This is a genomic window from Levilactobacillus koreensis JCM 16448, from assembly GCF_001435525.1.
Lineage (GTDB): Bacteria > Bacillota > Bacilli > Lactobacillales > Lactobacillaceae > Levilactobacillus > Levilactobacillus koreensis.
The window spans coordinates 1-25,983 of record NZ_AZDP01000061.1; the positions used below are offsets into that span (position 1 = coordinate 1).

At 49.1% G+C, this 25,983-nt stretch carries 26 protein-coding genes; 6 read left to right on the forward strand and 20 right to left on the reverse strand.

Annotated features, from left to right (window positions below):
* Window positions 1-38 precede the first annotated feature (38 nt).
* The gene (locus tag FC99_RS04940; RefSeq protein WP_048732788.1) at window positions 39-665 is read right to left on the reverse strand and encodes a DUF262 domain-containing protein; all 627 of its coding nucleotides are present in this window, start codon (window positions 663-665) and stop codon (window positions 39-41) included.
* Window positions 666-846: 181 nt separating this feature from the next.
* Between FC99_RS04940 and FC99_RS04945 the strand changes: the two genes are divergently transcribed.
* Window positions 847-1,191, forward strand: coding sequence for an iron chaperone (locus FC99_RS04945; RefSeq protein WP_048732790.1), 345 nt, complete (start codon window positions 847-849; stop codon window positions 1,189-1,191).
* Between the two features lie 60 nt (window positions 1,192-1,251).
* Here the strand turns inward: FC99_RS04945 and FC99_RS04950 are convergent, their stop codons facing one another.
* The 3 genes from FC99_RS04950 to FC99_RS04960 form a co-directional block, all read right to left on the reverse strand.
* Entirely contained in the window at window positions 1,252-1,902 is a 651-nt protein-coding gene (locus FC99_RS04950; RefSeq protein WP_048732792.1) for an MIP/aquaporin family protein, read from the reverse strand.
* 148 nt (window positions 1,903-2,050) lie between these two features.
* Window positions 2,051-2,662, reverse strand: coding sequence for a pyroglutamyl-peptidase I (gene pcp / locus FC99_RS04955; RefSeq protein ID WP_048732794.1), 612 nt, complete (start codon window positions 2,660-2,662; stop codon window positions 2,051-2,053).
* An 85-nt stretch (window positions 2,663-2,747) separates the two neighbouring features.
* Window positions 2,748-4,967 (reverse strand): alpha-galactosidase, encoded by a 2,220-nt coding sequence (locus tag FC99_RS04960; RefSeq protein WP_048732796.1) that lies wholly within the window; start codon window positions 4,965-4,967, stop codon window positions 2,748-2,750.
* Window positions 4,968-5,289: 322 nt separating this feature from the next.
* On the opposite strand from FC99_RS04960, the gene FC99_RS04965 reads away from it, so the two are divergent.
* Window positions 5,290-5,604, forward strand: coding sequence for a winged helix-turn-helix transcriptional regulator (locus FC99_RS04965; protein ID WP_048732798.1), 315 nt, complete (start codon window positions 5,290-5,292; stop codon window positions 5,602-5,604).
* Between the two features lie 187 nt (window positions 5,605-5,791).
* On the opposite strand, the gene FC99_RS04970 is transcribed toward FC99_RS04965, so the two are convergent.
* Window positions 5,792-7,222 (reverse strand): glycoside-pentoside-hexuronide (GPH):cation symporter, encoded by a 1,431-nt coding sequence (locus tag FC99_RS04970; RefSeq protein ID WP_048732800.1) that lies wholly within the window; start codon window positions 7,220-7,222, stop codon window positions 5,792-5,794.
* 21 nt (window positions 7,223-7,243) lie between these two features.
* Entirely contained in the window at window positions 7,244-8,809 is a 1,566-nt protein-coding gene (locus FC99_RS04975; protein WP_048732802.1) for a glycoside hydrolase family 31 protein, read from the reverse strand.
* A gap of 282 nt (window positions 8,810-9,091) precedes the next feature.
* Between FC99_RS04975 and FC99_RS04980 the strand changes: the two genes are divergently transcribed.
* Window positions 9,092-10,822: a phosphatase PAP2 family protein gene (locus FC99_RS04980; protein ID WP_048732803.1), complete on the forward strand. Its 1,731-nt coding sequence runs from the start codon at window positions 9,092-9,094 to the stop codon at window positions 10,820-10,822.
* Window positions 10,823-11,014: 192 nt separating this feature from the next.
* On the opposite strand, the gene FC99_RS04985 is transcribed toward FC99_RS04980, so the two are convergent.
* The 6 genes from FC99_RS04985 to FC99_RS05010 all read right to left on the reverse strand — a co-directional run bounded on the left by FC99_RS04985 (window position 11,015) and on the right by FC99_RS05010 (window position 14,877).
* Entirely contained in the window at window positions 11,015-11,227 is a 213-nt protein-coding gene (locus tag FC99_RS04985) for a helix-turn-helix domain-containing protein (protein ID WP_048732804.1), read from the reverse strand.
* Window positions 11,224-11,463 carry a DUF2975 domain-containing protein gene (locus FC99_RS04990; protein WP_082153178.1) on the reverse strand — a complete coding sequence of 80 codons (240 nt, stop codon included), beginning with the start codon at window positions 11,461-11,463 and terminating at the stop codon, window positions 11,224-11,226. The genes FC99_RS04985 and FC99_RS04990 overlap by 4 nt, the downstream gene beginning before the upstream one ends.
* A 45-nt stretch (window positions 11,464-11,508) precedes the next feature.
* Window positions 11,509-11,694: a hypothetical protein gene (locus tag FC99_RS04995; RefSeq protein ID WP_048732809.1), complete on the reverse strand. Its 186-nt coding sequence runs from the start codon at window positions 11,692-11,694 to the stop codon at window positions 11,509-11,511.
* A gap of 144 nt (window positions 11,695-11,838) precedes the next feature.
* Window positions 11,839-13,608 (reverse strand): ABC transporter ATP-binding protein, encoded by a 1,770-nt coding sequence (locus FC99_RS05000; RefSeq protein WP_048732811.1) that lies wholly within the window; start codon window positions 13,606-13,608, stop codon window positions 11,839-11,841.
* Between the two features lie 27 nt (window positions 13,609-13,635).
* On the reverse strand, window positions 13,636-14,154 hold the full coding sequence (locus FC99_RS05005) for a MarR family winged helix-turn-helix transcriptional regulator (protein ID WP_048732813.1): 519 nt from the start codon (window positions 14,152-14,154) through the stop codon (window positions 13,636-13,638).
* Between the two features lie 366 nt (window positions 14,155-14,520).
* Complete coding sequence (locus FC99_RS05010) at window positions 14,521-14,877, reverse strand: VOC family protein (RefSeq protein WP_048732815.1); 357 nt, start codon at window positions 14,875-14,877, stop codon at window positions 14,521-14,523.
* A gap of 403 nt (window positions 14,878-15,280) precedes the next feature.
* Here FC99_RS05010 and FC99_RS05015 point away from each other — a divergent pair, with 403 nt between their 5' ends.
* Together FC99_RS05015 and FC99_RS13590 are read left to right on the forward strand one after the other, a co-directional pair.
* Window positions 15,281-15,820, forward strand: coding sequence for a TetR/AcrR family transcriptional regulator (locus tag FC99_RS05015; RefSeq protein WP_048732817.1), 540 nt, complete (start codon window positions 15,281-15,283; stop codon window positions 15,818-15,820).
* A 51-nt stretch (window positions 15,821-15,871) separates the two neighbouring features.
* Window positions 15,872-16,408, forward strand: coding sequence for a GNAT family N-acetyltransferase (locus FC99_RS13590; RefSeq protein ID WP_338048179.1), 537 nt, complete (start codon window positions 15,872-15,874; stop codon window positions 16,406-16,408).
* Window positions 16,409-16,466: 58 nt separating this feature from the next.
* On the opposite strand, the gene FC99_RS05025 is transcribed toward FC99_RS13590, so the two are convergent.
* On the reverse strand, window positions 16,467-17,255 hold the full coding sequence (locus FC99_RS05025) for a tyrosine-protein phosphatase (RefSeq protein WP_048732820.1): 789 nt from the start codon (window positions 17,253-17,255) through the stop codon (window positions 16,467-16,469).
* A gap of 189 nt (window positions 17,256-17,444) precedes the next feature.
* Here FC99_RS05025 and FC99_RS05030 point away from each other — a divergent pair, with 189 nt between their 5' ends.
* On the forward strand, window positions 17,445-18,161 hold the full coding sequence (locus tag FC99_RS05030) for a sulfite exporter TauE/SafE family protein (protein ID WP_048732822.1): 717 nt from the start codon (window positions 17,445-17,447) through the stop codon (window positions 18,159-18,161).
* A 49-nt stretch (window positions 18,162-18,210) separates the two neighbouring features.
* On the opposite strand, the gene FC99_RS05035 is transcribed toward FC99_RS05030, so the two are convergent.
* From FC99_RS05035 to FC99_RS05065, 7 genes are all read right to left on the reverse strand, one after another.
* The gene (locus tag FC99_RS05035; protein ID WP_048732824.1) at window positions 18,211-19,575 is read right to left on the reverse strand and encodes an MDR family MFS transporter; all 1,365 of its coding nucleotides are present in this window, start codon (window positions 19,573-19,575) and stop codon (window positions 18,211-18,213) included.
* A gap of 224 nt (window positions 19,576-19,799) precedes the next feature.
* A complete protein-coding gene (locus FC99_RS05040) occupies window positions 19,800-20,564 on the reverse strand; it encodes a hypothetical protein (protein WP_048732826.1) in 765 nt (254 codons plus the stop codon).
* Complete coding sequence (locus FC99_RS05045) at window positions 20,557-21,267, reverse strand: ATP-binding cassette domain-containing protein (RefSeq protein WP_048732828.1); 711 nt, start codon at window positions 21,265-21,267, stop codon at window positions 20,557-20,559. The genes FC99_RS05040 and FC99_RS05045 overlap by 8 nt, the downstream gene beginning before the upstream one ends.
* Entirely contained in the window at window positions 21,260-21,634 is a 375-nt protein-coding gene (locus FC99_RS05050) for a GntR family transcriptional regulator (RefSeq protein ID WP_048732831.1), read from the reverse strand. The genes FC99_RS05045 and FC99_RS05050 overlap by 8 nt, the downstream gene beginning before the upstream one ends.
* A gap of 1,084 nt (window positions 21,635-22,718) precedes the next feature.
* Window positions 22,719-24,134 carry an NAD(P)(+) transhydrogenase (Re/Si-specific) subunit beta gene (locus tag FC99_RS05055; protein ID WP_048732833.1) on the reverse strand — a complete coding sequence of 472 codons (1,416 nt, stop codon included), beginning with the start codon at window positions 24,132-24,134 and terminating at the stop codon, window positions 22,719-22,721.
* Window positions 24,131-24,442: an NAD(P) transhydrogenase subunit alpha part 2 gene (locus tag FC99_RS05060; protein WP_048732835.1), complete on the reverse strand. Its 312-nt coding sequence runs from the start codon at window positions 24,440-24,442 to the stop codon at window positions 24,131-24,133. The genes FC99_RS05055 and FC99_RS05060 overlap by 4 nt, the downstream gene beginning before the upstream one ends.
* Window positions 24,439-25,647: an NAD(P) transhydrogenase subunit alpha gene (locus FC99_RS05065; RefSeq protein ID WP_048732837.1), complete on the reverse strand. Its 1,209-nt coding sequence runs from the start codon at window positions 25,645-25,647 to the stop codon at window positions 24,439-24,441. Before FC99_RS05065 ends, FC99_RS05060 begins: the two co-directional genes overlap by 4 nt.
* Window positions 25,648-25,983 lie beyond the last annotated feature (336 nt).

The window sequence follows — 25,983 nt, forward strand, 5'->3', positions numbered from 1 at the left end:
TCCCTAAGTAAACAAGCTTTGATTATTTGCTTGTCTACCTAAGTAGGAGTATAGCCCTGGTCACCAATTGAGGTCTCTTCTTTCAACATTTTTCTAATCCAATCAGTCATATCCTTATAGGCCGTCTGCATGTCCTTGATTGGTTTAGAAGTTGTTTTCACCATTAATGCCTTCTTGTTACTACTGATGAGATCATCAAAGAAATCTTGTAATCTTGTATTTCCATCTCGATCAGCTACTGGTTCAACGACTAAAGTTGGCGATTGATCATCATCCCTGTACAACGCTTGTTCAACCTGCAAGCGAATATCACGTAATAAGTCGCTAACCTCTAGGCTGACACTCCCGTTAGAATTTTGCGTGTTTTTTTCATACATTTCATTAGCAATATCACGAACGGCTGCCATAAAAATCACGCTGGTTGTTAGCCGTTGCTGGCCGTCAATAATTTCCTGAACGCCACTACTATCTCTATAAGTGACAATCTGACCGAAAAAGTGACTATCTCTTCTCCCCTTAACTAAATCCTTTAAATCTTCCCAAAAGTCCCCAACTTCACTCTTTCCCCAAGCATAATTACGCTGGTAAACCGGTACGACAAAACAATTATCACGAAAAAGATCCTCAATCTTAAATCTTGATGGCATCGGAATATCAACCCGCATACTATGTTCCCTTCTTCATCCCCTAAATTTTAAACTAGCCACTCTTTCAACAAACAGCCAGTCCATATAGGATGTTAATTAATGATAACCCATATTTTAGCTGTGATATACTATTTTCCTTCATCTTCTAAAATCTGCTATAATCATCATAATAAATCCGCTTACAAAGGAGTTCCCACTAATGTCTCCCATCCAATCCTATCTCAATACCCCAGCCGCAACCGACCACCACGCCGAGCTCGTCGCCATGTACGATCTGCTCAAGTCGCTGCTTCCCGAGGCTACCGAAAAGCTCAGCTACGGCATGCCTGCCTTCTACATTGCCGGGAAACCCGTCATTTACTTTGCGGCGGCCAAGCACCACCTCGGCCTCTACCCAACGCCTTCTCCCATCGTGCATTTCGCTGAAGAATTGGCAGCCTACCACACATCCAAGGGTGCTATCCAACTGCCTTACGACCAGCCACTCCCCGAAAAGCTTATCGCCGCCATCGTCGCTTTTCGTGTTCATGAAATCAACGATTAACCACAAAAATACTGGTTAGACTCCCTTTTCGAGCCTAACCAGTATTTTTTATTCTTTAATTTAGTCTTCGCTGCCCATCATTCGGCCAACGAACGCTGCTAAAATCGCACCGACTTCTGGGGCCAAAATGTACAGCCACAGGTGGGACAAGGCGCTACCACCAGCGAAAATTGCGGGGCCAAATGACCGAGCTGGGTTCAATGAACCGCCCGTCAGGTTCAGTGCCACAATGATCAAGAAGGCCAACGTTACCCCAATCGTCAGGCCGGCGAAGTCACCGTTTCCATGACGGTCGCTCGTCACATTTAGAATCACCAGCAAGAATAGGAACGTGACCAGTGCTTCCACCACGAAGGCCAAGCCCATCGAAATCTTGGGGAAGTCCGTTTGGCCCAGTTGGTTGGTCGCTAAGCCCAGACCGCTGACAAATAATTTAATAAAGGCTGAAGCTACCGTCGCGCCCAAAACCTGCGCCACGATGTACCCCACCGCGTCCTTACCGCCGATTCGCCGATTGATCAGCATGGCCGTCGTCACTGCCGGATTGAAATGTCCGCCTGAGATGCCGCCAAATGCGTACGCCGACACCGTAATTGCCAACCCAAAGGCCAGCCCAATCGTCAACGTGTTCCCCGCGGCAACCGTTACAGCACCGGTTCCCAAGAAGACCAGCATAAAGGTCCCCATAAACTCTGCAGTATATTTCTGCATGATAATTCCTCCAATCTCACTTATATAAATAATTATAGAACACTTCGGCAAACGACGGTACCAATACGCAAAATGTCCCGGCAACTCGTCTATTTTTGATTACTGGTACTAAAAAACGCTTCCCCCACAATGAAGAAGCGTCCGAACCTTACTCCGCTTGCTGAACGATTGCCGTAATCGCCGCCGTGATTCCCCGCACATCGTCCGCCAATGACAGTGACGGTGTATTGGGCCGTTTGGTCACCTGACTCGGCAGAAACGGAATGTGCATAAATCCCGCACGTAACTCGGAAAACTCGGTCGCCCGCAGATACTGGACCTGATACATGATGTGATTGCAAACGTACGTCCCGGCCGTCGTCGACACGGTACTTGGCAAACCAGCGGCACGAATCGCCGCCACCATGGCCTTGACCGGCAACTGTGTGAAGTAGGCCGTCTCCCCATCGGCCTGAATCGGCTGATCGACCGGTTGTTGGCCCGCGTTATCTGGAATCCGGCCATCACTCAGGTTAATGGCGACCAACTCTGGCGTTAAAGCCGCGCGACCACCCGCCTGGCCAATGCTCAAGACCACGTCCGGTTGCTCACGGACGATGGCTGCTCGGACAACCGCCGCGCACCGATCGAAGACGGTCGGAATTTCTAATTTTACAATGCCGGCACCCGCAATCGTTGCTGGCAACTGGTTCACCGCTTCAATCGCCGGGTTTGTCGTCTCACCACCAAATGGGTCAAAGCCCGTCACTAAAATTTTCATCGCCGCCACCTCCACTAAATATTAGTCCCATTATACGCTAAAGAGGCGACCACGCCGCAGCGTAACCACCTCTCGTTTTCAATTTTTACTTTTCGACCGCATCAATTACTAGCAGGCGGGCACTGAAGTCAAACGACTCCTCGATACCCTCCGTACTATCCTGCAGATGCGGAATGAACACGCCGGCATTCATTAACTCATCGCCGTAATAAACGTGGTCGTTCCCCGCAATTTTGTAACGCTGATCCGGTTGTAAGCCGCGTAAGTATAACCGATTATAGGCTGGATTAGGATGATTCAACACCTGATACCGCGCCGCAATTGCGTGCTTGCCATCCGCGCTGACGACCTGCCAACTGCCAACGTTACCATCGCCCGTGAACGGACTATCCAGTCGGTAGAACTTGCCCTGCTGGAACAGCTCGCGGTGCGCCTTGTAGAAAGCAACCTGTTCCTTGATGGCCGCCTTTTCAATCGCCGAACATTTCGTCACATCCAACTCGTAACCCAGGTCACCAAAGTACGCCACAGCCGCCCGTGTTTCAATCGGCGTGATCCGCCCGGTTTGGTCATTCGGCACGGCCGACACGTGTGCGCCCATCATCGTTTGCGGATAGCCATACGATGTCCCAAATTGAATCTTCAATCGTTCTACGGCATCCGTATCGTCGCTGGTCCAGGCTTGTGGTGCATACGCCATCATCCCCAGATCAAAGCGCCCGCCACCGGAGGCACAGGATTCAAACAACACATTGGGATAGGCCGCCGTTAATCGACCATACAGCTGATAAACGCCGAGCATGTAACGATGAGCGAACTCCATTTGCTGTTCAGCCGGTAAGGTCGGACTGTAGGCTTCCGTGATGTTGCGGTTCATATCCCACTTGATGTAGTCCAGATGCGCATCCGCGATCAACCGACTGATTTTACCGTACAGGTAGTCAACCACTTCCGGATTGGCCATATCAATGACAAATTGGTTTCGTCCTGGCGTCATTTCCCGGTGTGGCGTCCTGACCGTCCATTCCGGATGAGCCCGGTACAAGTCACTGTCGATCGAAATCATTTCTGGTTCAAACCACAGCCCAAATTTTAATGCCATGGCATGAATCTTATTGGCCAGATGGGCGATACCATTGGGGAGCTTCTGTGCGTAAACATCCCAATCCCCCAGCGATGTCGTGTCATCGTCACGGTGACCGAACCAGCCGTCATCCAGCACAAACATTTCGATTCCGAGGTCCTTGGCGTCACTAGCAATCGCCGTGAGTTTGGCCTCATCGAAGTTAAAATAAGTGCCTTCCCAATTGTTGATCAGTACCGGCCGCGGCGTCTGCGCAAAGTGAGGGTTCACCAAGTGATGCTGGTAAAATTCGCCCATTTGCTGGCTCAACTGATTCAGCCCGGCAGTCGTGTAGCTGAGCACGGCTTCCGGCGTCTGGAATGTCTCCCCCGGTGTCAACTGCCAACCGAATTCTTCCGGATTGATTCCAATTAAAATGCGCGCCGTATCGAAGGCATCGACCTCGACTTGGTCCAGAAAGTTTCCAGAATAGATCAGATTGAAGCCAAACGCCGCCCCGTGGTCTTCATCCGTTGTGGGTCGCGCTAAGAACATGGCCGGATTCTGCTGATGACTAGAAGCTCCTCGTAAGCTACCAATGCTCTGCGACCCGCTATGGAGTGGCGAGCACACCAGATGGCGTTCACGCGCCCAGCTTCCGGAGAACTGCATCAACTCGTAATTGGCATCCGGCAGGTCCAACTGACTACTCATGGCACGGTCCAGCAACAGCGTTTGCTCACCGGCATTCGTGAAGCGCGCACTCCGCACAATCACGTCTTGATGGGGAAAGACCGTGTACTGCAGGGCAAGCGTTAACTGCGCCACAGCATCACGCAATGTCACCGTCAACGTTTGCACATCGTCGGCGGTTGCAAAGGTCGATGGCAAGCCATTCAGCCGCTGTTTCCCGTCCGCAATCTGGTAGTCTTGATAACGAAATTCTGAGATTCGACTGCCATCTGGCGAGGTCACCTGAAACGCGGGATCACGATAATCGCCCTTACCTAAGCTGGCATACTCCTGCTTCAAAGTTTCCGGTTGAAAATCCGGCCGGTCAAGCCGCCACGCCGGAATCGCACCGTGTTCTTCGCGGGCAGTCAGGTCCGGATAATCAGGCTGGTCATGAATCCGCTGACCATAGTACAACTGGCCGAGTTCCCCGTTCTCCATGACGTGAAACAGATAACTGGTATGGTCGGTCTGCAGATGAAATTGGTGCTGTTGAACTGAAATTGGCATGTTCGTTGCTCCCTTCAAAGTCGTTTTCCGTTCTCATCGTAGCATATTTTGGCACCGCTTACAGTTATTACCCACAAAAAATAGTCACCCACCGAATGGCCCCCGACCACTATCGCTGGTTCTCTGCACATACTGGTCACAGCTAATTCAATCGGCTATCGACCCAGTCGCCTTGATGGACAATTCACCCCGCAAATGCTAAGCTAGCTTGCACGGATTACTACTCGAATAGCGGCCATCAACGCATTTTCGTATGGATCGTATGGATGTTAAAGCTTAACTACCTCCAGCCGCAGCAATCAATAGGAAAGGACCTGGCAACATGGCATTAACGCAACTCAACCTCGGCAGCGAGCTTGGCGTCGAGGTGCTCCATCAACGCTGGTACGCCCTCATCTTGTACCAACTCGATCCTGAACCCACAGACTTCATGGAACTTCGCCGCACCGTTCGTGGCATTTCAACCTTCAATCTCTTGTTGCAGCTCAAACAACTTGCGGATCTCGGGCTGATTGAAACTTTAGCAAACGATGATTACAGCTATCAGCTCACGGATAGTGGGTACATGTTTCATAACATCTTGCTGTCCCTGGAACACTGGGGCAACGCGACTTTAACCCATGAGCTTAGCCGTTAACCAAAACCGACGAGCAGTTAGCCAACGAACCTTAACATCGCTAGTCGAAGGATCTCGGCTTGGGATTGTTTATCTAGCAACGTTAAGCGGAGTTGACCGTCTTTTATCCCCCGTTTCAGTAATATAAAATCGGCGACATCAAAACGAGTCTGGGATTTTTGCCCCAGACTCGTTCGTTTTATTTAGCCTATTTTTCTTTGGCGTCATCCTTGCCCCAAGTCTTCTCCAACTCGGCAACGATTTCCGCATGCTTTTCTTCGGTAATCTTAACTTTGCTCAAGAAGATAATGGTTCCGATAATCACCGTTACTATTGGCGTCCCCAGCATGATTGCTTTCAACGTCCAAACATTGCTGGCCGTCATCGCACTCACTTTGGCATTACCGGACATACCGGCCATCACCGCCGTCATCCCAGTAATCCCAGTCACAATCGCACCAGACAGCTTATCGATCAATGGCCGAATAGACAGCACTAAGGACTCATCCCGGTGTCCCAGCTTCAGTTGCCCATATTCCACGATATCTGTGAAGGTCATCAAGACAACCAAGAAAATCAGTGGTTGTGGCAGATTGAAGAGTGCCCCGGCCAACAGAACTAACCAGAAATTCTTATCGGCAAAGGCGAAGATTCCGATGGCAACGAAGAGAATGACGACACAGATAACGAATACGTTCCGCCGTTTGAATTTCTTAGCTAATGCTGGGAACAGGGAGACGGCCAGTAAACCAATCCCCATGTTCAGCATCCCCAAAATGGAGAATTTCGCGGCATCACCTAAAACGTAGGTGAAGTAATACAGCATGAGTGAGTTGGTCAGGTAGACCCCCGACCCATACAGAACGTACGCTAGCGCCAACCAAAGCAACTGATCATTGTGGACCAGAATCCACAGCACCTTTTTAAAACCAGTTTCCTCTTTGTTTTCCCGCAGTCGCGAGTTGACTTCCTTGGTCCCAAAGCCAATTGAAACCGCTCCCAAAAGTGCGATGATTGCAGCGACGACGGCGTACAGGAACCACCCTCGGCTATCCCCGGTACCACCCTCGTTAGTGGCAGAAAACATTAAAATCATAGGAATGATCGTTACGGTAACGATCGTCCCACCTAACGTTGACCCGACCCGCGCAATCGTCGCGGTCTTTTCCCGTTCCAGTGAGTCGAAGGACAGTGCTGGTAGCATGGACCACAGCCCGATATCTTTGAAAGCAAAGAAGATATCCATCACGATGTAGACGAAGGTAAAGATGAATAAGTAGTACATTGGCTTGCTGGTCAGGCCCCACATATCACTGAACAAGAGCATCATAGCTAAACCAGAAACGATGGTTCCGACAACGACCCAAGGCTTGAATTTCCCCCAACGGGTTTGCGTCTTATCAATCGTGTTCCCAATAAAGGGATCAATGAATAATTCTGCGACCCGCAGGACAAAGATAATGGTCGTCATCACCCCGATCATTTTATTGTTATAGGCCGTATCTGACGAATTGAACAGATGGTTCGTGACGAACATAATAAAGTAACTATTCATAACTTGGTTGAATAAGTCATGTCCGAAGGCCCCAAACGCATAAGATGTTCGGCTGACCCAACCGTGATTTGTATTATTTTCCATGATCTTGCGCCTCATTTTTCCTTAATTTGACGATAACTTACGGTAAGCTGGCAAGGATTGTAAAGTTACCGGTACTTGCCGCTCAGCTGGTCCCGTAATGATGGTGGCCTCACCAGTAATGGATTGCCATTGACCAGCAGGGAAGTAAATGGCTTTCTGGGTTGCATGTTGCTCTAAGACGGGAGCAACCAGAAAATCATTTCCCAACATAAATTGTGTGTTCAGGTACTGGCGCTTCGTTTCAGCAAAGTTGTAAGCCATGGACCGCACAATTGGCGCGCCGGTCTGCGCAGCGTTCTCTGCCAACGTCGCAATGTTATCGGCAAATTGCTGGTGCAGTTTCGCCGCTTGCCGACAGAGGGCCAAGTGTTCCTTATCCAGTACCCGCCATGGTGCCACGGAGAATTGCATCATCGGCATCAGCGCTGAACATTGGGCAGAGCGGACGATGAGCTCTTGGTCGAAATGGTCGAGAGTGATCAAACTCCGAATCTCACCGCCGCCAATCATATCCGGACAACTAAAGTAGTAGCCCAATAGACCCTGCGCAATCGTATCCGGAATCAGTTCAGCTAGGCCGTCCTTGCCCCACTCAAAACGCTTATCTTGTAGGCGGTTAACCAGTGGTGCCCCTTCATTACGGTAATTAGCCCGAAACTCGTTGTAAGGGAATTCCGCACCAAACTCACCCCATAGTTGGGTTTGCTGTTGCGGACTCAATTCGCCAGCTGAGATATCGGTCTCCTGGTAGAATTGAGGATCGCCAGCATCGAATTTAAAGCCATCGACACCCGTATCCGCTTGCAATTTTTGCAGCGTGCCTTTTAGCCAGTCGTACGTTGCTGAATTACTCAAGTCCAAGACGGCACTGTAACCATTCCACCATTCACGGACCACGGGTTCACCCGACGGCTCACGTAACAGCATCTGCTTATCGCGTAGCTCACGGTACTCCATGGAATCCGCACTAACAAATGGGCAGACCCACACCATGACTTTGAATCCCATATCGTGCAACTCATCGATCATGGCTCTGGGATCAGGAAACTTCCGGGCTGAGAATTCCCACCGGCCATAATAGTCGGCCCACAGGTCATCGATCATGATAATTCCTGCTGGGAACCCGTTATCAGCAATCCCGTGCGCATACTTCAAAACATCGGCTTGGTTCTGTTGATAGAGGAGCTCGATCCACGTATTCCACTGCGGTAAGTCAAAGAATGCCCGTGGTGGCATCTTCCCTAACTGAAAGGCCTGCTCAGCGACCACTTGTTGGGCACCACGTAACCCATCAGCTCCCGTTACCATTGAAACGGCACCGCGCGTGACGATGTGGAAAACACCATCAGCCAATGTCAACTTGAACGGCGTCGCACTCCAGATAGCCCGTCCCTTGGTCGAGAGAAAAATCGGGGCGACCTGGTTGCCATTCACCAAATGAATCAAATCAAGCTCATATGTACTCTCACGAGTTAACGGGTACTGCGAGCCATCAGCCACACAACCACCGTACCACTCTTCATCTTCCAAAACGGGAATCTCTAGTGGTGCGGTCAAACTTGCGGTCAATTCATCAAAAGTTATCATCAGAACTTCCTCCCAATATTTGGTGATTTCTGTCTTATCATAGCCAAATCTATTTAGAAACGGTAGCAACTCGAATCGCTATCGTTTTACCCCTTGGAGTAATTAAGTAACTTAATTTTTAAACCGCCCCTCATGAAACGCGTCCCGAACGCTATGTAATAGTTTTGTGTGGTTAGTGTATTGTTTTAATTAACCCTACTGACAATCTCTAATCACTACGCTATGATGTGAATGTAACTGGAAATGAAAACGTCACCGCACTTTTGAAAGGCAGGTATTTTCATGAAAACTAGACAACGTACTTGGACCAAGCGCGCCGCAACAATTCTTTCTTTAGTGGCCGTCACGCTTCCCATGGCAACCACCGTGGCTAGTGCTGCAACGACTACCGATGATCTCTCCGCCCACGAAGCCCCCTACGGCTACTTTGTGGACACGTATCAACAAAACACCAAGAAAAATACGACTCAGACCAACAACCCCGTCGTTGGTGAAATGGCTGAGTTCTCTACATACTGGAATAACGACAAAGCGGCAAACCCTGTCCTACTCGGCGAAAATGTGGGTAAGGCAGCCGCTATTACGCAGAAACGAACCGACGCAGAAGCCACTCGCTCCTACCTGACTGATCGTCGCGACCTGCGTTACAACTTAATTTCTGGCTTAGGACCTTACGCTTCAGCATTCATTAAGAACGCCGATGCTAAAACCGACTTTACCAGCATGCCAAGCACGCCACTGCCCGCAAATGCCCCTTACAGTAAGGTTACCTGGGCATCTACGACCTCACCACTTGGTCCCCTAGTTAAACTTGTCGACACCACGGCCCGTTCACCATTCTCTGGGACTGGAATCGTCAAACACGTTGTTCGCTACGTCCGCCCTTACCGTCAAAGTACCGATGTTAAGGTCGTCCCTGCCCTTTCTAAGGTCATGGCCGCTGCCAAGGCTGACGACTACGACTTTCCAAGTGGCCATACCACCGCTGCCTTTGAATCTGGCGAAACCCTGGCCTACGCCGTACCTGAACGGTTCCAAGAATTAATCACGCGGTCCTCCGAAGTGGGCTACGACCGAATCCTAGCTGGTCGACACTCACCATTAGCCGTAATGGGTGGGCGGATGGTCGGAACGGCCATGACCGCTGCTACTCTAAATGATCCTAAGAACCAAGAATTGATGAAGCAGGCCTACGCTGTTGCCCACACCGATTCCCTCTTGAAAACCAAAGATCTGTCCGCAAACGACGATTTCAAGGATTACCAAACGAACCGTGATGCCTACCGTTTCCGAATGACTTACGGCTTCAGCCAAACTGGCAATACGACTCAAACCATGCGCGTTCCTAAGGGGGCCGAAGTGCTCTTAGCAACTCGCTTGCCTTACCTGAACGCCACGCAACGTCGGGACGTCTTATTCACCACAGGGATGCCATCTGGCTACCCTGTCATGGATGACGCCGAGGGTTGGGGTCGCTTAGACCTCTTCTCCGCTGCCAATGGTTACGGTGCCCTCAACGATCAGGTCACGGTCAACATGGATGCTAGCCAAGGCGGCTTCAATGCCAAGGATAACTGGCGCAACAATATTGCCGGCAAGGGCCGATTGACGAAGACCGGTTCTGGTAGCTTAACGCTGAGTGGGAATAACAGCTACACGGGTGGTACCTTATTAAAGGCTGGTGCCTTACAATTAGCAACCACCTCCGCACTGGGCAAGGGGAACGTCACCATCAAGGGTGGTCAGCTACAATTAGCAACCACTAAGGTCACCATCAAAGGTAATTTCCAACAAGCCAAAGCTGGTCAATTGAAGCTAAGCCGCGACGCTCACGTCAACATCAAGAAGACAGCTAAACTGAACGGAACGTTGAAGTTAACGGCTGGTTCCTTGAAGAATGGGACGAAATTAATTACCTTCCACGCACACAAAGGGAAGTTCAAGCACGTCTCCGGTTTACCTAAGGGCTGGCACGTGGTCTACACTAAGCACGCTGTAAAATTAGCAAAGTAACTTAAAAATGAGTACAAGAAAAGGTCTGGGCAAAATCCCAGACCTTTTGTGTCGCCAAATTTATATTGCGGAAACGTGCGACATAAGGAAGCCCACTCTGCTTGACAAACAATCCAAGCCCGGGATTATTCATCTAGTGACGTTAATGCTCATTGACTAACTGCCTTTCGTCCCACTCGCTTTCTTGTGCCTTCATTCTGCCGTATTTTCGCGATAGGCTAACAAGTCTCCCGGCTGACACTGCAACACGCGGCAGAGCGCTACCAAAGTTGAGAACCGAACGGCACGCGCCTTCCCATTTTTCAAGATCGACAGATTAGCCATGGTGATACCCACCTCTTTAGAAAGTTCCGTCAACGTCATCTTGCGCTTGGCCAACATCACATCCAAATTAATTACAATCATATCGTCAACTCATTTTCTGTTTTGAACGCCAACGCACTAGTCACCAATTTCTGTAAAATGCTAGCGAAGACCCCAATTACGGTCGCAGCTGCCAAAATAATACACGACATTAGCAGAATTCCTGGTGCATCGGCTGCATCCGTCCACCAGTAAGCCAGCGGCAACATTGCTAAGAACATAAGTGCAACCAGATACGCACTCCACTTGATTCGCTTGAGCGCAGTAACTGACTTCATCGAAAATGCCGTATTCTGATCAATCCGCTGTAATAACGTATACGCCTAAACGACCGCATTTAGGACACAACCACACGTCACCAGCAATCCGCCACCCATAACAAACGAAAGTCCGTGCATGATGTGGGTCGTGCCGTCCACCAAGAACGGTACCACAATTATTCCCAATACAATGACGATCAAGCCGATAACGGCCAAGGCTAACTTTAGAAATAACGTTTCTCGTTTCAAGACAGGTCCCTCCTCTATTTACCTTTAGAATACGCCATTTATTATCGATAAACAATAAATAGTTATTAAGATACGATAAAATTCAACCGACCCACTTAAAAAAAGCGTGGTCACGATTTTCATCGCGACGCACACTCCGCCTAACTATTCTTTGAATTGAATTCTAACATAATCTTTGTAAATTGGCAGGCTAGCCATCAATTCCTGATGAGTGCCGTGACCGCTAATGTGGCCATTTTCCACGAAGTAAATATTATCTGCATCCACAATGGTACTCAAGCGGTGCGCAATAATTAGCGTAGTCCGGCCCTTCATCAGTTGGCTTAGCGCCTGTTGGACCATAGCTTCTGACTCCGAATCCAGACTAGCCGTGGCTTCATCCAATAGTAGAATCTTCGGATCACGCAAGAACGCACGAGCAATCGCTAAACGCTGTCGTTGGCCCCCACTGACCTTAACGCCACGTTCACCGACCTGCGTATCCAAGCCATCGGTCATGTGACGAACAAATTCATCTGCCGAAGCCAATTGCAAGACGTGCCATAACTGATCATCGGTGTACGTTTGATCAGAACCATACGTCAAGTTGTGGCGAATGGTTCCGGCCATAATAGCTGAATCTTGACTGACATATCCAATTTGTGATCGCCAATCACTCAGGCTCAGAGTGGAAACGTCCTGACCACCAATGGTAACTCGGCCATTCTGCGGTTGGTAGTAACGTTCTAATAGTCCAAAGATCGTCGATTTTCCACCGCCAGACGGCCCCGCAAAAGCAATCACTGAGTTAGGCTGGGCTTCAAAGTTCACATCATGAAGAATCATTTCGCCATCGTCGTCATAAGCAAAGTCAACGTGTTCCATCGCTAGGGACTGGTCGCTAACGGACTGTGTCTTGCCGGTCGTTAACTGTTCCTCAGGCTCCGCAAGTAAGTCACGTACCCGCTCTGTGGACCCACTAGCCTTCGATAACGTCGTGAAGAAACGGGCTAACGTCCCCGCTGGACCAATGATTTGGAACAAATACATGAGAAATGAGAACATCGTCCCCATGCTCATGGTTCCGGCCGCAACTCGAGCCGCAGCATAGGCCAAGACCCCCACAAAGACCGCTAACATCGTTGTCGTCATAACGGGGCCGGCAATCGCGTCATAAATCGCTTCCTTTAATCTAATTTGGTAGAGCCTACTGATCTGCTGCCCACCGGTCTGCGTTTCGTAATCCTCGGCATTGGAGGACTTGACCAACCGAATCTCACCTAACGTTTCGTTGGTTGCACCACTAAATTCTGCCATAGTATCTTGCCGTTGGTGACCGATCTTATTACTTAACCGCATAATCGGAAACATGACTAACATCATTAACGGTACGGCAATAAACATAATGGCCGTCATCTTCCAGTCCATTAACAACATGATCACCAACGCGCCACCAAGTTGGAGCAGGGCCGTCACCATTTGTGGAAATGAATTGGCCAATAGGTCTTTGATCTGCATCGTGTCGTTGACCAGGCGGGAGGTCATCTCACCAGTCTTAACGCTGTCAAAATAACTCACCCGTAGCCGAACTAACTTCTGCCACAGAATCTCCCGCAACCGGGCAACCACATTTTCCCCAAAGAACCCTAATAGGGCACCCGAAAAGGCACTCACCAGAGCACTGACGATGAATAAGACGATTACGCCAATCAGCAATGGCCGATTCAGGGACTGTCCCAGACCGTTAATTAAAGATTGGGCAAACTTAGGCACGGCCAATTGGGCACCCGTGGCCATTGCCCCTAATCCCAGCCCCAACCACAGTTGCCAGTACTTAGGCTTGGTCTGGCGAATCAAATGCATAAAGCCCCGAAAATCAAACTTGCTTCCGACCCGGGACCGCTTAACGCTTGGTGCTGCAACTCTTCGTTCCATCTCTCTTACGCCTCATTTCAATTATGCTTAAAACCAGCGAGGACCAAACCCATGGTGCGGCCAGTCGTTACCATGACGGTTCAGGTCAGCCCAATCCAGGTCACCCACCTGATGATTGAGCTTCGTCAGCAACCGTTCCAAAGCGGCTTGTTCATCCGCATCCAATCCGCCAAAGATTTTTTCGGACAGACCATCGACGCGCTGATCATACTGATCAAACATTTCTTGTCCCCGGTCACTCAACTTAACAATGACGGCCCGTTTATCGGCTTTACTTGGAACCCGCTCGGCTAACCCCATGTCCTCCAACCGGCTGATTGTCGCACTGACCGAACTTGGCCGAATATCTAAAATTTCCGCAATATCCGCATTGGTCATGCCATTTTTAGCATGGTGCAGGAGTTGTAGCAAGCGCATCTGTCCTCGCCCGCCATTGGGACCACCGTGGCCCCCCATTCCCGGTTGGTGACCAACGACCATTAAAAATTCTCGGTTCTGAAACAATTTGCCAAAGCTCTGTAATAAGTCACGACTTTCATCTGACATGCTTTGAACCTCCTCTTTTAAATTTGTACTATTATCTTAGCATTTTAGTTAGCTTTTAACAACAAAAGCTAACTAAAAGCTAACGACTAATTTAGAATTCCCGTCATATCAGCGTTTCTTGGTCCAAAAAGAGTGGGCCACAAGGCAGTCAGCTGCCAAGCATTAAAACCGATAACCGAATAATTCCGAGCTTGGATTGTTCAGGTTTAAGCGGATTCAATTACCTTTTGCCGCTTCCAGTATAGATTTGGAGATGCCAAAAATGAGTCTGGGGAAGTTGTTCCCAGACTCACTTTTACGCCGCTAGACTTATATCTCTAAAACATACACCCCAAGGAAGCCGGTGTCGCTCTTTCTTTAAATTTACTATTTTACTTGGCCGACCGCAAAGTAGGTCCCATCCGGATCCGGAAAACCAAATGCGAGCTGACCATTATCATCTACGATTTCAGTCGCACCAGGTAATTCATCATGTAATTCCTCAAAACGGTCACTAAACAACATCAGTGATGGCACATTGTTGAGCACCTCTGGGGAATAGGCGGCAATAAAGCTACGCGAAAATAAGGAAAGTTCGGTCCCGACATTCACTGTAAGCACCACATTTTGGGACCCATCGGCCAAGGGTGTCTTTGCCACAACTGGCAACTCAAAGTAGTCTTGCCAGAATTTAACGGACCGATCAACATCTGTCACGTAGAGCATGATTCGTGTTTTTTGCATTTGGTTCACCTCGTCTTTTGATACCCCGTATTCTACCATCTAAAACTAATTTAGAGAACTTACAAGTTTCCCTAGCTTTTCTGCGATAGAACAGGTATGCTTATCTATGCAGGTTTGCACCTGTCTAGTTGCTCTGTACATTCCAAAATGTAACCTATGGATCAACTAGTTGCCTCCATCTCGGATTGATGGGGGCTTTTTTGTACCCTTTTTTTAATAAACGTACCGTTAATCGCTTACAAAGTGGCATTTCACTAAAAGTTATTGAACAGGTGTTGATTTTTTATAGTTGTGTGCCTATACTATATATCGTTATGTTGATTAAACATAGTTAGAACCATTCTAACAATAACTAAATTAGACAGTAACTTGTATTCAAAAAGTGCATGGAGGTTGCCCGTCAATGGACCGGAGAACGCTTAAGACACAACGGTTAATCAAAGATACTCTGCTACAGCTTTTGCAACGAAAACCCCTGCATAAAATCACCGTTTCGGAGATTACACAAATAGCTAATATTGGGCGAGGAACCTTCTATGTCCACTACCCAGATGTCGACAGTCTGTACGATCAGATCATCAACGAAGCTATCGACAACCTCACTGAACTATTCGACCAAACGTACCCTAGTGGCGCGGGCAACGCAGACTTCGTTGCCCTTTTTCGCGCCGTTACCCAATATCTGACGGCCAATGCAACGCTCTTTTGTGTCCTCTTACAGAATCAAAAGAGCGGTAAGGTCATCCGTCAAATCAAAAATCTCTTCGCGCAGCGGATCATGACTGAAAGACAGTTCGACCCTAACGACCCTGAGATTCAAGTGACCGTTACATTCACCATAGCTGGTGCTATCGGGGCACTTACCGACTGGCTCACTGGCGATTTAGATGTTAGTGCTGATCAGCTCGCCCAAATTATTGATAAGATTCTCGCCAAGTTTTAACCTTAGGAGGTCACGATTACGCTTACTTTAACCCCATTCAACCACACGTCAATCAAGGATCAGCTCGCTGTTCGGCGCTTATATCTGAAGAGTTGGCCCACAACTGAACAGGTTCCTTTTTCCATTCTGCGATTCAAAGCGCAATCGTCGATCGTCCACTTCTACTCGTTATATGATGGCTCGAAATTTGTAGGCTTTACGTATCTCATTTTTCACGAAGAGACGATTTACATCTTCTACCTCGCCATTCAACCTGCTAGCCGCACACAGGGATATGGTGGAGAACTACTGGAGCAACTAAAAGCGACCTACCCTCAAAAACGGCTTAGCGTGACCATAGAATATCTCAGTGCCCGCGCCGAAAATTACACTCAACGTGTTCAACGCCGCCGGTTCTTTGAAAACCATGGCTTTACAATGGCCGATTTCTGGATCGAAGAACAGGGCCTGCCCTACCAAGTTATGACTTGGAATGGTGAGATGGATAGTAAAGAACTGGAAAAGGTTGTCCGGCATTACTCCGGCATTCTCTTTCGATTCTTCGTCAACCTAGAGGTCCATACCATGGGTATTCCCGATGATTATTAAAACAATGAAAAGCGGCCGACTCGCAAAGGTGAGTCGGCCGCTTCTTTGTATAGTCTGCCTAGTGTGCAGCTTTAGTTAAAAGGTTAGCTTTGATTGCCTTGATTTGTGCTGGCGTAATCTTCAAGCCCTTCTTCACGTAGTTGTCCATAGACCCGTATTGCTTGTCTACTTGCTGGTAGAAAGAGTTCAGTAACGCTGGCTTTGCCCACGTCACGTTTAATTGCGTGTTGGACAGTAGGTAATCGCGTTGAATATCGCGTTTGCTTACACCTAAGATACTGTAGATAATAGCCGCTGACGTTCCCGTCCGGTCCATTCCGTGGGAACAATGGAACAGGAGTGCGCCCTTCTTGTTTTCGGAAATTTGAACCAATAGATTGCGGTAACTACGACGAGCAGCACCCTTGGTCGCCATGTCGAAGTACATCCCCTCGTCATCGTTGTCGTAGTTCGACTTCGTTCCCAACACAGACGCCTGCATGTATTTCACGCCATCCATCACAGGGTCCGGCTTCTTCAAGATTTGTTCCGTCGTCCGTAAATCAACGATTTCACTCAGATGATAATTTGCCGTCAATTGGAGCTGGTCGGAAATCGTCATCTTTTCTAAGGAATCACTCCGAAGCAGCTTGCCCATCTTGACCCGTTGGCCGGTCTTGGTCTTATAGCCCCCCATGTCACGCATGTTTTCAGGACCACTCAAGTGAATTGGCCGACTCACTTTTTGTGAGATTGCGGGTTGCAGTTGAACATCTGTTGGTGTTGCGGTAGCGGCGTAGGCTGGTGTCACCGCAGTCGCTAAGATTAAGGAACAACCGAGTGTTGCCAGTACTGTCTGGAATCGCATAGTTATTAATTTCCCCTTTCTGAATAGTCTTATCATAGCAAGCTCATGTAAAGGACTAGCCAACTTCATGTAAGTATTTTGTATAAAATCTTATCAAATGCATAATGAAAGGGCCCTCAATCCCCGTCCGTTGACTTTCCCAATGAAGACGTTCAGACTTGAGTTTAAAGATTTAAAGGAGGTCTCCAGATGTCCTGGTTACTCATTATCATCCCCTGCATGCTTGCTGGCCTCGTGCAAGGACTCACGGGATTCGGTGCGGCAATTATCATGATGATTTTTCTACCGGCACTCCTCCCCATCAACCAAAGCGCCGGTGTGGCGGCCCTAATCATGTCAGCTAGCGTGCTTACCCTAGTCATCCGCTACTGGCGCGAAATTCGCCTTAAACGGATCATCATTCCCTTCCTGATTTATGCTAGTGTCGCGTCCTGGTCCGTCCATTTGGGTAGCGTTCTTGATGTCCAGCTGTTACGGGAACTTCTGGGTGGCCTACTGGTCGTTCTAGCCCTTTATTTTTCCTTCGTTAAGCGGGCCGGCAACCAGCAGTATCCGTTACTCGTGGCCGGCACTTTTATGATCATCTCCGGCTTTTTCAATGGTCTATTTGGCATCGGTGGCCCGCTAATGGCGCTGTATTTCCTATCCCTAGCGAAAACGACGTCCGAGTACATTGCCATTGTCCAAGCCTTCTTCTTGATCGACATTGTCTATATCACCACGCTACGGGTCGCTACCGGTATTCTGGTCGTTCAAGACATCCCCATTATCCTCGTTGGCATGGTGGGCGCCGTCTGTGGCACGATTATCGCCAACCACCTACAAACTCACATGAACATGACCATGGTCCAGCACCTGGTCTATCTCTTCATTGGCATCAGCGGCGTCTACTATCTCTTTTTCTAAATTATCAAAAACGGGTCAGATGGCAAGGTTGTCATCGACCCGTTTTCTATTAATTTTCCTTCTTCAACTGTCGTGCCAGTAGCCAGCAGACAAACACCATCCCCGTTGACAGCAGGTAACTAAACTTGATGCCCACTAACTGGCTGTTCATCGACCAGTGAATGTGGCTGGTGCTCGTCAGACTGATGATAGCCACCAGCAGTGCGGTCCCAAATGAAGCCGCCACCTGCCGCAACGTGTTGTAGACCGCCACACCATCCGGAATCATTGGCAATGGCAGCATGGACCAGGCGTGCGTCTGAATTGGAATCAGCACCAACACCAATCCCAGCTGGCGAATCGTCTGCCCAGCAATCACGTAGGCCATTGACGAGTGACTCCCCGTGGCACTCAACAATAGCGACCCACTCATATCAATGGTCAGCCCCACCATCACCATTCGTCGGAAATTATACCTGTCGTAAAACCGACCACTCAACGGTGAAATAATGGCCGTACACACCGACCCTGGGAGCAACGTTAAACCCGAAACCAAAGCACTCTGATGGAACACATTTTGCACCAAAACTGGAATGATAATGGCATTCCCGTACATCGTGACCATCAGTAGCATGTTAATCATTAGTGGCAGATTGAACTGTCGGTAGCGAAACACGTGTAGATTCAACAGCGGCGCGGTCTTCGTCCACTGACTCTTGGCAAATAATCCCAATAGGATGGCCCCCAACACTAGGGGAACGATGCCCTTTAGCGACAAAAATGCCGTCTCCCCCACGTTGGAGAAGCTGTAAAGTGCCAGCGTCAATCCCAATCCTGACAGGAACAGCCCCGTCCGGTCTAGCGGTTGACGGTGCAAGTCGCCCACATTTTCTAAAAATTTAGGTGCTAATAACACGTCGATCACCATCAACGGTAACGTCAAGCCAAACAGATACTGCCAGCTCAGATGGGTCAAAATGACCCCCGCCACCGTTGGCCCCAAGACCGGCGCTAGGTTCAACGCCAAACCGACGATTCCCATGGCCGCGCCCCGCTCACTGGGTCTGGTCGAGGTCATCACGACCACGTTGACCAGCGGAATAATGATGCCCGCCCCCAGCGCCTGAATCATTCGGCCAATAATCAAGACCGGATAGACCGGTGCCGTCGCGCCAATCAATGACCCGAGGATGAAAATCAGCGACGCTGTGAAATACAATTGGCGCGTCGTGTAGCGTTTGATCAGATACGCGGTGGTCGGAATCATAAGCGCATTGATCAGCAAATAACCGTTGTTGAGCCACTGGCCCTGCGCCGTCGTGATGTGAAACGCCCGCATGATTGCCGGCAAGGCGGTGGACATCAACGTCTGGTTAAGGACGCTGAGAAACGCACCGACCATGATCAGTGCGAAAGAGAAATGATTCTTATGCATAAGTTGCCCAACGACCTTCATATGTAATTTTGTGCCGAGATTCAAGCAGAACCGCTTGCAAACCATCTTCTAAAATCCGCAGACTGCTGAATCCCCATAAAACACTCTTTTTAGCATATGGATACCCTCACCATTTGTCAACTTGAGATGGCTCACCCACTCAGTCATTTACCACCTAAAAAACACGTCCACAGATTAGTGTGAACGCGCGTTTTGTTGTTTATTTAGTTTGGAATCGTTTCAACCCACTTCTTCAGCAAGAAAACGTTGATAACCGACTCAACCAAGGCCACCACAAGGACCCCGGCAATGTTGATCAAGAACTGAGTTTGTTGCCCGCCGCTCAGGATGCCGCCGAGGTTATTGAACTCGTGCAGCATAAACATAGCCACCCGCGTTACCAGGTAGATGACGATGATGTACAAGACCACGTCCACTGCCCGCCGGCTTACATTTGGCAAGAAGTTATTCGTTGCGCTAACTGCCAAATGGACCAGAGAGATGGTCGCCCAACCCATGATGAAGATGGCCAGCGCCATTAAGAGAACTCCACCGGCAATCTTTGCGGCTTCAAGTGTGCTGTAATCCGGACCACTCATTTGTGCCAAGAGCTGTGTCAGATAACTATTTTCTGCGGCAGCTGTAATCATGTACAGCACGAATTGAACGAAACCAAAGTAGATGAACATGACAAACGTCGTGACCAAATTGCTCAAGTATAATTGCGTTTCGCCAATTGGAATCAACCGGTACGTGTCGCGCGTATAGACGTGTTCATTTTCAATGCTGAGCATGATAAAGGTAATCCAGATTGCGGGGGCGGACCAAGCCGCGGTGACGCCAATCAACTCACCATCGCCAATCCCATGAGTAGCTAAGCTCCACAGCAAGGTAACGGCAATCACGGCCAGTTCTGCCAAAATAATCTTATTGACCAATCGGAATCGACTCCGACCGAGCACCTTAAATAATGATCCAAAACTAGTCATGGTTAACGCTCCCCTCGTACAAACTCTCGTAGTATGCTTCGATGCCAATACCAAACTCTTCGCGAACCGCATCACTCTGTTTATGGGCGTAAATCGTTTGGTCCTTGACAATAACGATCTCATCTAAAATCGGTGCGATTTCTGAAACGTAGTGATCACTGATGACCATCGTTGCGTCGTCTGGCTTCCATTTGATAATACTGCTAATAATCTTCTTACGGCTCATGCTGTCGATTCCGCTAAACGGTTCGTCCAGCAAGTAGAGATGCGTCTGTCGCGCCAAGGTCAAGGCGATGATGACCTTTTCCTTCATCCCCTTCGACAGTGCACCCAGCTTCAGGCTCGTATCGATCTGGAGGAAGGTCACCAGTTCTTCGTAACGTTGACCACTAAAATCTTGGTAAACCGTCCGGTAAAAATCAGCGATTCGATCAATGCGTGTGCTTGGCCGAAATCCCCGTAATTGTTCGGTGAAGCTCACGTTACTCTTGTGATGGGCGGCAACACTATCCCCACACACCGCAATCGTTCCGGACCCCTTGGCACTCCCAGTAATCAATCGCATCAGGGTCGTCTTCCCGGCACCGTTTTCCCCTAGCAAACCAACGATCTTACCCGTTTCCAGGGTCAGGTCGATACCGTTTAAAATCGTCTTTAAGTTATGCTTGTACGTCAGATTTTCAATTGCTAAAACGTTAGTCATGTTGCTGCCCCCTTCCTGCGATATAAGTCTTTAGGCTCGAAATGATTTGCTCATCCGTCATATTCAGCGCGTGTAATTCATTGTAGACCCGCTCCAATTGTTCCACGATCAATTGCTCCTTTAACTGGGTAATCCGATTTTTATCCATCGTAACGAAATTCCCCTTTCCCCGTTGTGACTCGATGGTGCCCTCCGTGATCATTTCCCCGAGTGCCCGCTGAACAGTGTTGACGTTGACCGTCAGATCCACCGCTAACTGGCGAACGGCCGGCAACTTATCCCCTGGCTCTAGCGCACCGGTCATCATTTCATGATAAAGGTAATTCTTGATTTGATAGTAAATTGGGACCTTATCATCAAATTTCATATTGTCCTGCCTCCCTAGTGTTATATTTTACTATTACACTATAACATGTAATTTTCTAATTAGCAATAGTGAACGCTAAATTCGAGTTGAATGGCCGCGCTCCGGCTGACAGGGATTCCGTCTGCTGTGGGGACGTTTCAGCCTGAGAGGCGGGCTTCTCGCTCGATTTGAAGCCGTGAAAAAACCACGTCTTCAAAGTCGCCCATGTTGTAGGCTAGCAAAAAAAGCCAGCCAACAACATGACCACGGCTGACTCCATCCCTGTCCTCCTCCGGCTCATACTGATTTTTTCCATGACATAGGTTGAAAGCCAAAAGCACTTAGACTTTCTAAATTGCTGGCGTACATATAACTCAGTGTGACTGTAGACGCCAAGAAACCACTGCAACTCCCCCCTTTTGTCCCTTAAATCAACGACCATCAATTCTGTCAGGCAAAAAGGGGGGGCAAACTGCTAGTCTACTTCAATCCATGATGGCCTCGTAAAATGAACTATACTTCCAGATTAAATAATTTCATTCCCGTATCCTATCTGATATTAGTTTCTGAACAGCCAACCGCTGCTTTCGCCAACTAGCAAGCACTATCTAACTCCTACTCTACCTTGAGTCCACAGTTGCATTGACACAACAAGTACAGGTCACTTGCCAGACTAATCACCTCAACAGCACACGGCTAAACTACAATTCCACAGTAGCTCGTGTCCCACAGCAAAACACCCACCAACAGAATTGCCACGCCCTCCATTCAAAGGTTAACGCAGCTTCTACGGTCTCAACGTCCAAAATTGCCTCGCACAATCAAAGCCGGAGGCGGCCAGGGATGTAGCCGGCCGTGGAAATGGCGTTGGTCGGAGTTTCATCCCGACCTACACCATGGGCGACTTTGAAGACACACGGTCTTGGTGTGGCTTCAAAGCGAGCGAGAAGCCCGTTTCTCAGGCTGAAGCGTCCCCACAGCAGGCGGAATCCCTGGCAGCCGCAGTGCGACCATTCTTAACCAATCTACTATCTTTAAGAAGAGTCAAAAAAGACGCCACGTTAGTAACTAACGTGACGCCTCAACACATGCTATTGAGAGATGATTACTCCAGGTATTGCTTAGTTGAAGCCACAATGTCTTGTAGCCCCTTCTTAGCATCGGAGAAGAACATCTGCGTGTTGTCCATGGAGAACAGTGGGTTCTGCACGCCGGCATACCCAGTACTCATGGAACGCTTGATGACAACGACGGACTTCGACTTGTCGACGTCCAGAATTGGCATCCCAGAAATTTCGTTACCACTTTCCCGAGCTAACGGGTTGGTAACGTCGTTGGCCCCAATGACCAGCGAAACGTCGGTGCTTTCGAACATTGGGTTGGCATCATCCAACTGCTTCATTTGTTCATAAGGCACGTTGACATCGGCCAACAGCACGTTCATATGACCAGGCATCCGTCCAGCAACTGGGTGAATGGCGTAGTTCACATTGATTCCCTTATCGGTCAAAACCTTGGCCAATTCGGCAACTTCATGTTGGGCCTGAGCAGCGGCTAACCCGTACCCAGGAACGATCATGACGTTTTGCGCGTAGGCTAATTGCAACCCAATATCATCGGCGGAAGTTTCCTTGACGTCAACTGGCACGGCATCAGCAGCACTACTCGTGTCACTATCGCCAGTCCCAAAGCCCCCAGCCAAAATGTTGGCCACGGACCGGTTCATGGCATCGGCCATTTGCAAGGTCAAGATGGTTCCGGCAGCCCCAACTAAGGCCCCGGCAATAATCAAGACTTGGTTATTGATAACGAACCCGGCAAAGGCAACCGCTAAACCAGTAAAGGCGTTTAACAGTGAAACCACAACGGGCATGTCGGCCCCACCAATTGGCAACGTCATTAACAGCCCGAAGACCAAACTCATGGCCAAGGCTAAGATGACATACCAGATGTTGGTTGGGTAACCAATCATGAACCAAGCTGAAGCTAAAATGGCAATGACCACAATAATATTTAAGATTCGTGCACCGGGGACCGTAATTGGTTTCCCGGAGACGTGACCTGAAAGTTTCCCGGTCGCAATCAATGACCCGGAGAAGGTAATCCCCCCAATAATAACGTCCAGTAGAACTGGCAGGGAGAAGGCGATACTCAAGCTAGCACCGTCACCTTTAAGTAAGTAATCGAAGATCCCGATAACGGCAGCAGCACCACCACCAACGGCGTTGAACAGACTAACCAATTGTGGTACGTCGGTCATTGGCACCTTGCGCGCCTTGACGACCCCGTAAAGGATCCCCAAAGCCAGGCCTAAGATCAATACGACCCAACCAATGGCGTCAATTTTACCTTCAACAATAATCGTTACAATAATCGTAATAACGGCGAGGAACATCCCGACGGCTGACAGGCCATTCCCGTGTCGAGCGGTCTTTGGTGAACGCATCATGTGCACACCCAAAACGTAGCAGACCGCGGATATCAAATAAATTAAGGAAGAAATCGTCTGTAGGGCACTCATTTCTGATCATCCTCCTTTTTGGCTGCTGGTTTGCGGTCAAACATCCCTAACATCCGGTCGGTAACGGTATAACCACCCGCAACGTTGACGGCCGCAAAGAAGGCCCCAAAGAATGCTAAACAATAGAAGACCCAGCTATTGGCCTCAGCCGCGATGACAAATGCCCCCACGACAACGACCCCGTGAATCGCGTTGGCCCCAGACATCATTGGGGTCTGTAAGGTTGCTGGAATTTTACTCATAACTTCAAAACCGACTAATAAACTCAAAACAAAGATTGCTAAGTTCGTAAATAGTTCTTCACTCATGCTTGATCAACTCCTTTTTTATCGTCTGGTTGATCGGCGGGCGTCTCCTCCGTGCTAGCAGGGTGACGTTCTGGTAGATCCATCGCCGAACGTTCGCGACTACTAATGATTTCTCCTTGGTAGGTCGCGAGCAATTCACCAACTACTTCATCATCTACGTCCATGACCAGCTCGCCATCCTTGGTAATGTCCGTGATGACCGACTGAACGTTCTTGGCGTACATGTCAGAAGCAGAAGCTGGCAGTTGACTGGCCATATCGCCAGCACCCACGATTTGGGCGTCATTTGGCGTCGTTACCGTTTCGCCTGGCTTAGATCCAGCAACGTTACCGCCTAACTCACTAGCGGCCAAATCGATGAAGAGCTTGCCAGCCTTAGCTTCGTCCACCGACTTCTGCGTAACCAGTAATGGTGGCCGGCGTCCAGGAACTTGAGCGGTCGTAATGACCACGTCGTTTTGGGCGATAAATTCAGCTAATTCAGCCTGTTGTTGAGCGGTTTCTTCGGGTGTCAGTGCCCGCGCGTAACCGCCTTCACCAGTGGCCGAAACGGAGGTCGTCAGGAACGTTGCCCCCAGGGATTCAACTTCGCCCCGTGATGCTGGCCGAATATCGTACCCCGAAACCATGGCTCCTAACCGTTTAGCAGTCCCAATCGCTTGCAGACCAGCAACCCCGGTCCCTAAGACTAAGACCTTGGTTGGCTTCGCGGTCCCAGCAGCGGTGATCATCATTGGTAGGTACCGGGAGAACCGGTCCGCTGCCAACAAGGCTGCCTTGTAACCGGCAACACTGGCTTGTGAACTTAAAACGTCCATCGTTTGCGCCCGTGACACCGTCCGTGGCAAGAGTTCAAATGCCAACGCATTAACTTTTTTAGCCGCTAATTTCTTAACGAAGTCTAAATCCGTTAATGGTGATAATAAACCTAAAAGCGTCTGGCCAGCTTGCAACTGGTCAACCACGTCATCGCCGGGTTGGCCAACCGTTGCGATAATGGTCGCCTGCTTCACAGCAGCAGAGCGGTCGACAACTTTCGCCCCCGCATCCGTGTAGACAGCATCTTGATAGAAGGCTCGTTCACCGGCCCCCTGTTCGATCAGCACTTGATAATCACTTTTGACCAGCTTGCGAACAACGTCCGGTGACAAAGCAACCCGGTTCTCGCCAGGTGCCTCTTTCAAAGCCGAAATGGTAATTGACATGCCATACATCCCCTTTTGATAAAGTCTTCACAACTCAACTATAGGGCATTTCCGGGTGCAAAACAATGCTCGGACGGCCGAATTGATAAATATCTTGATAATTTGTTGAATTTGACCAATTTTAGGGCAATTAAACTGGCTATTTTCGCAAAAAATGGGATTAATCGTCAATACCGTCACTATCCTGAGCAGTGACTAGTCAAACCGGAAGTTATAAAATTCGACCGGACTCATTTCACCAAAATTGGGTTGTTGTCTCAAAAATGATAACTGCCTGCTAACTTTGAAAAGTATCTTTACAATTCGGGTTGGACCGCAGTTGAGCCATTGGCGTTG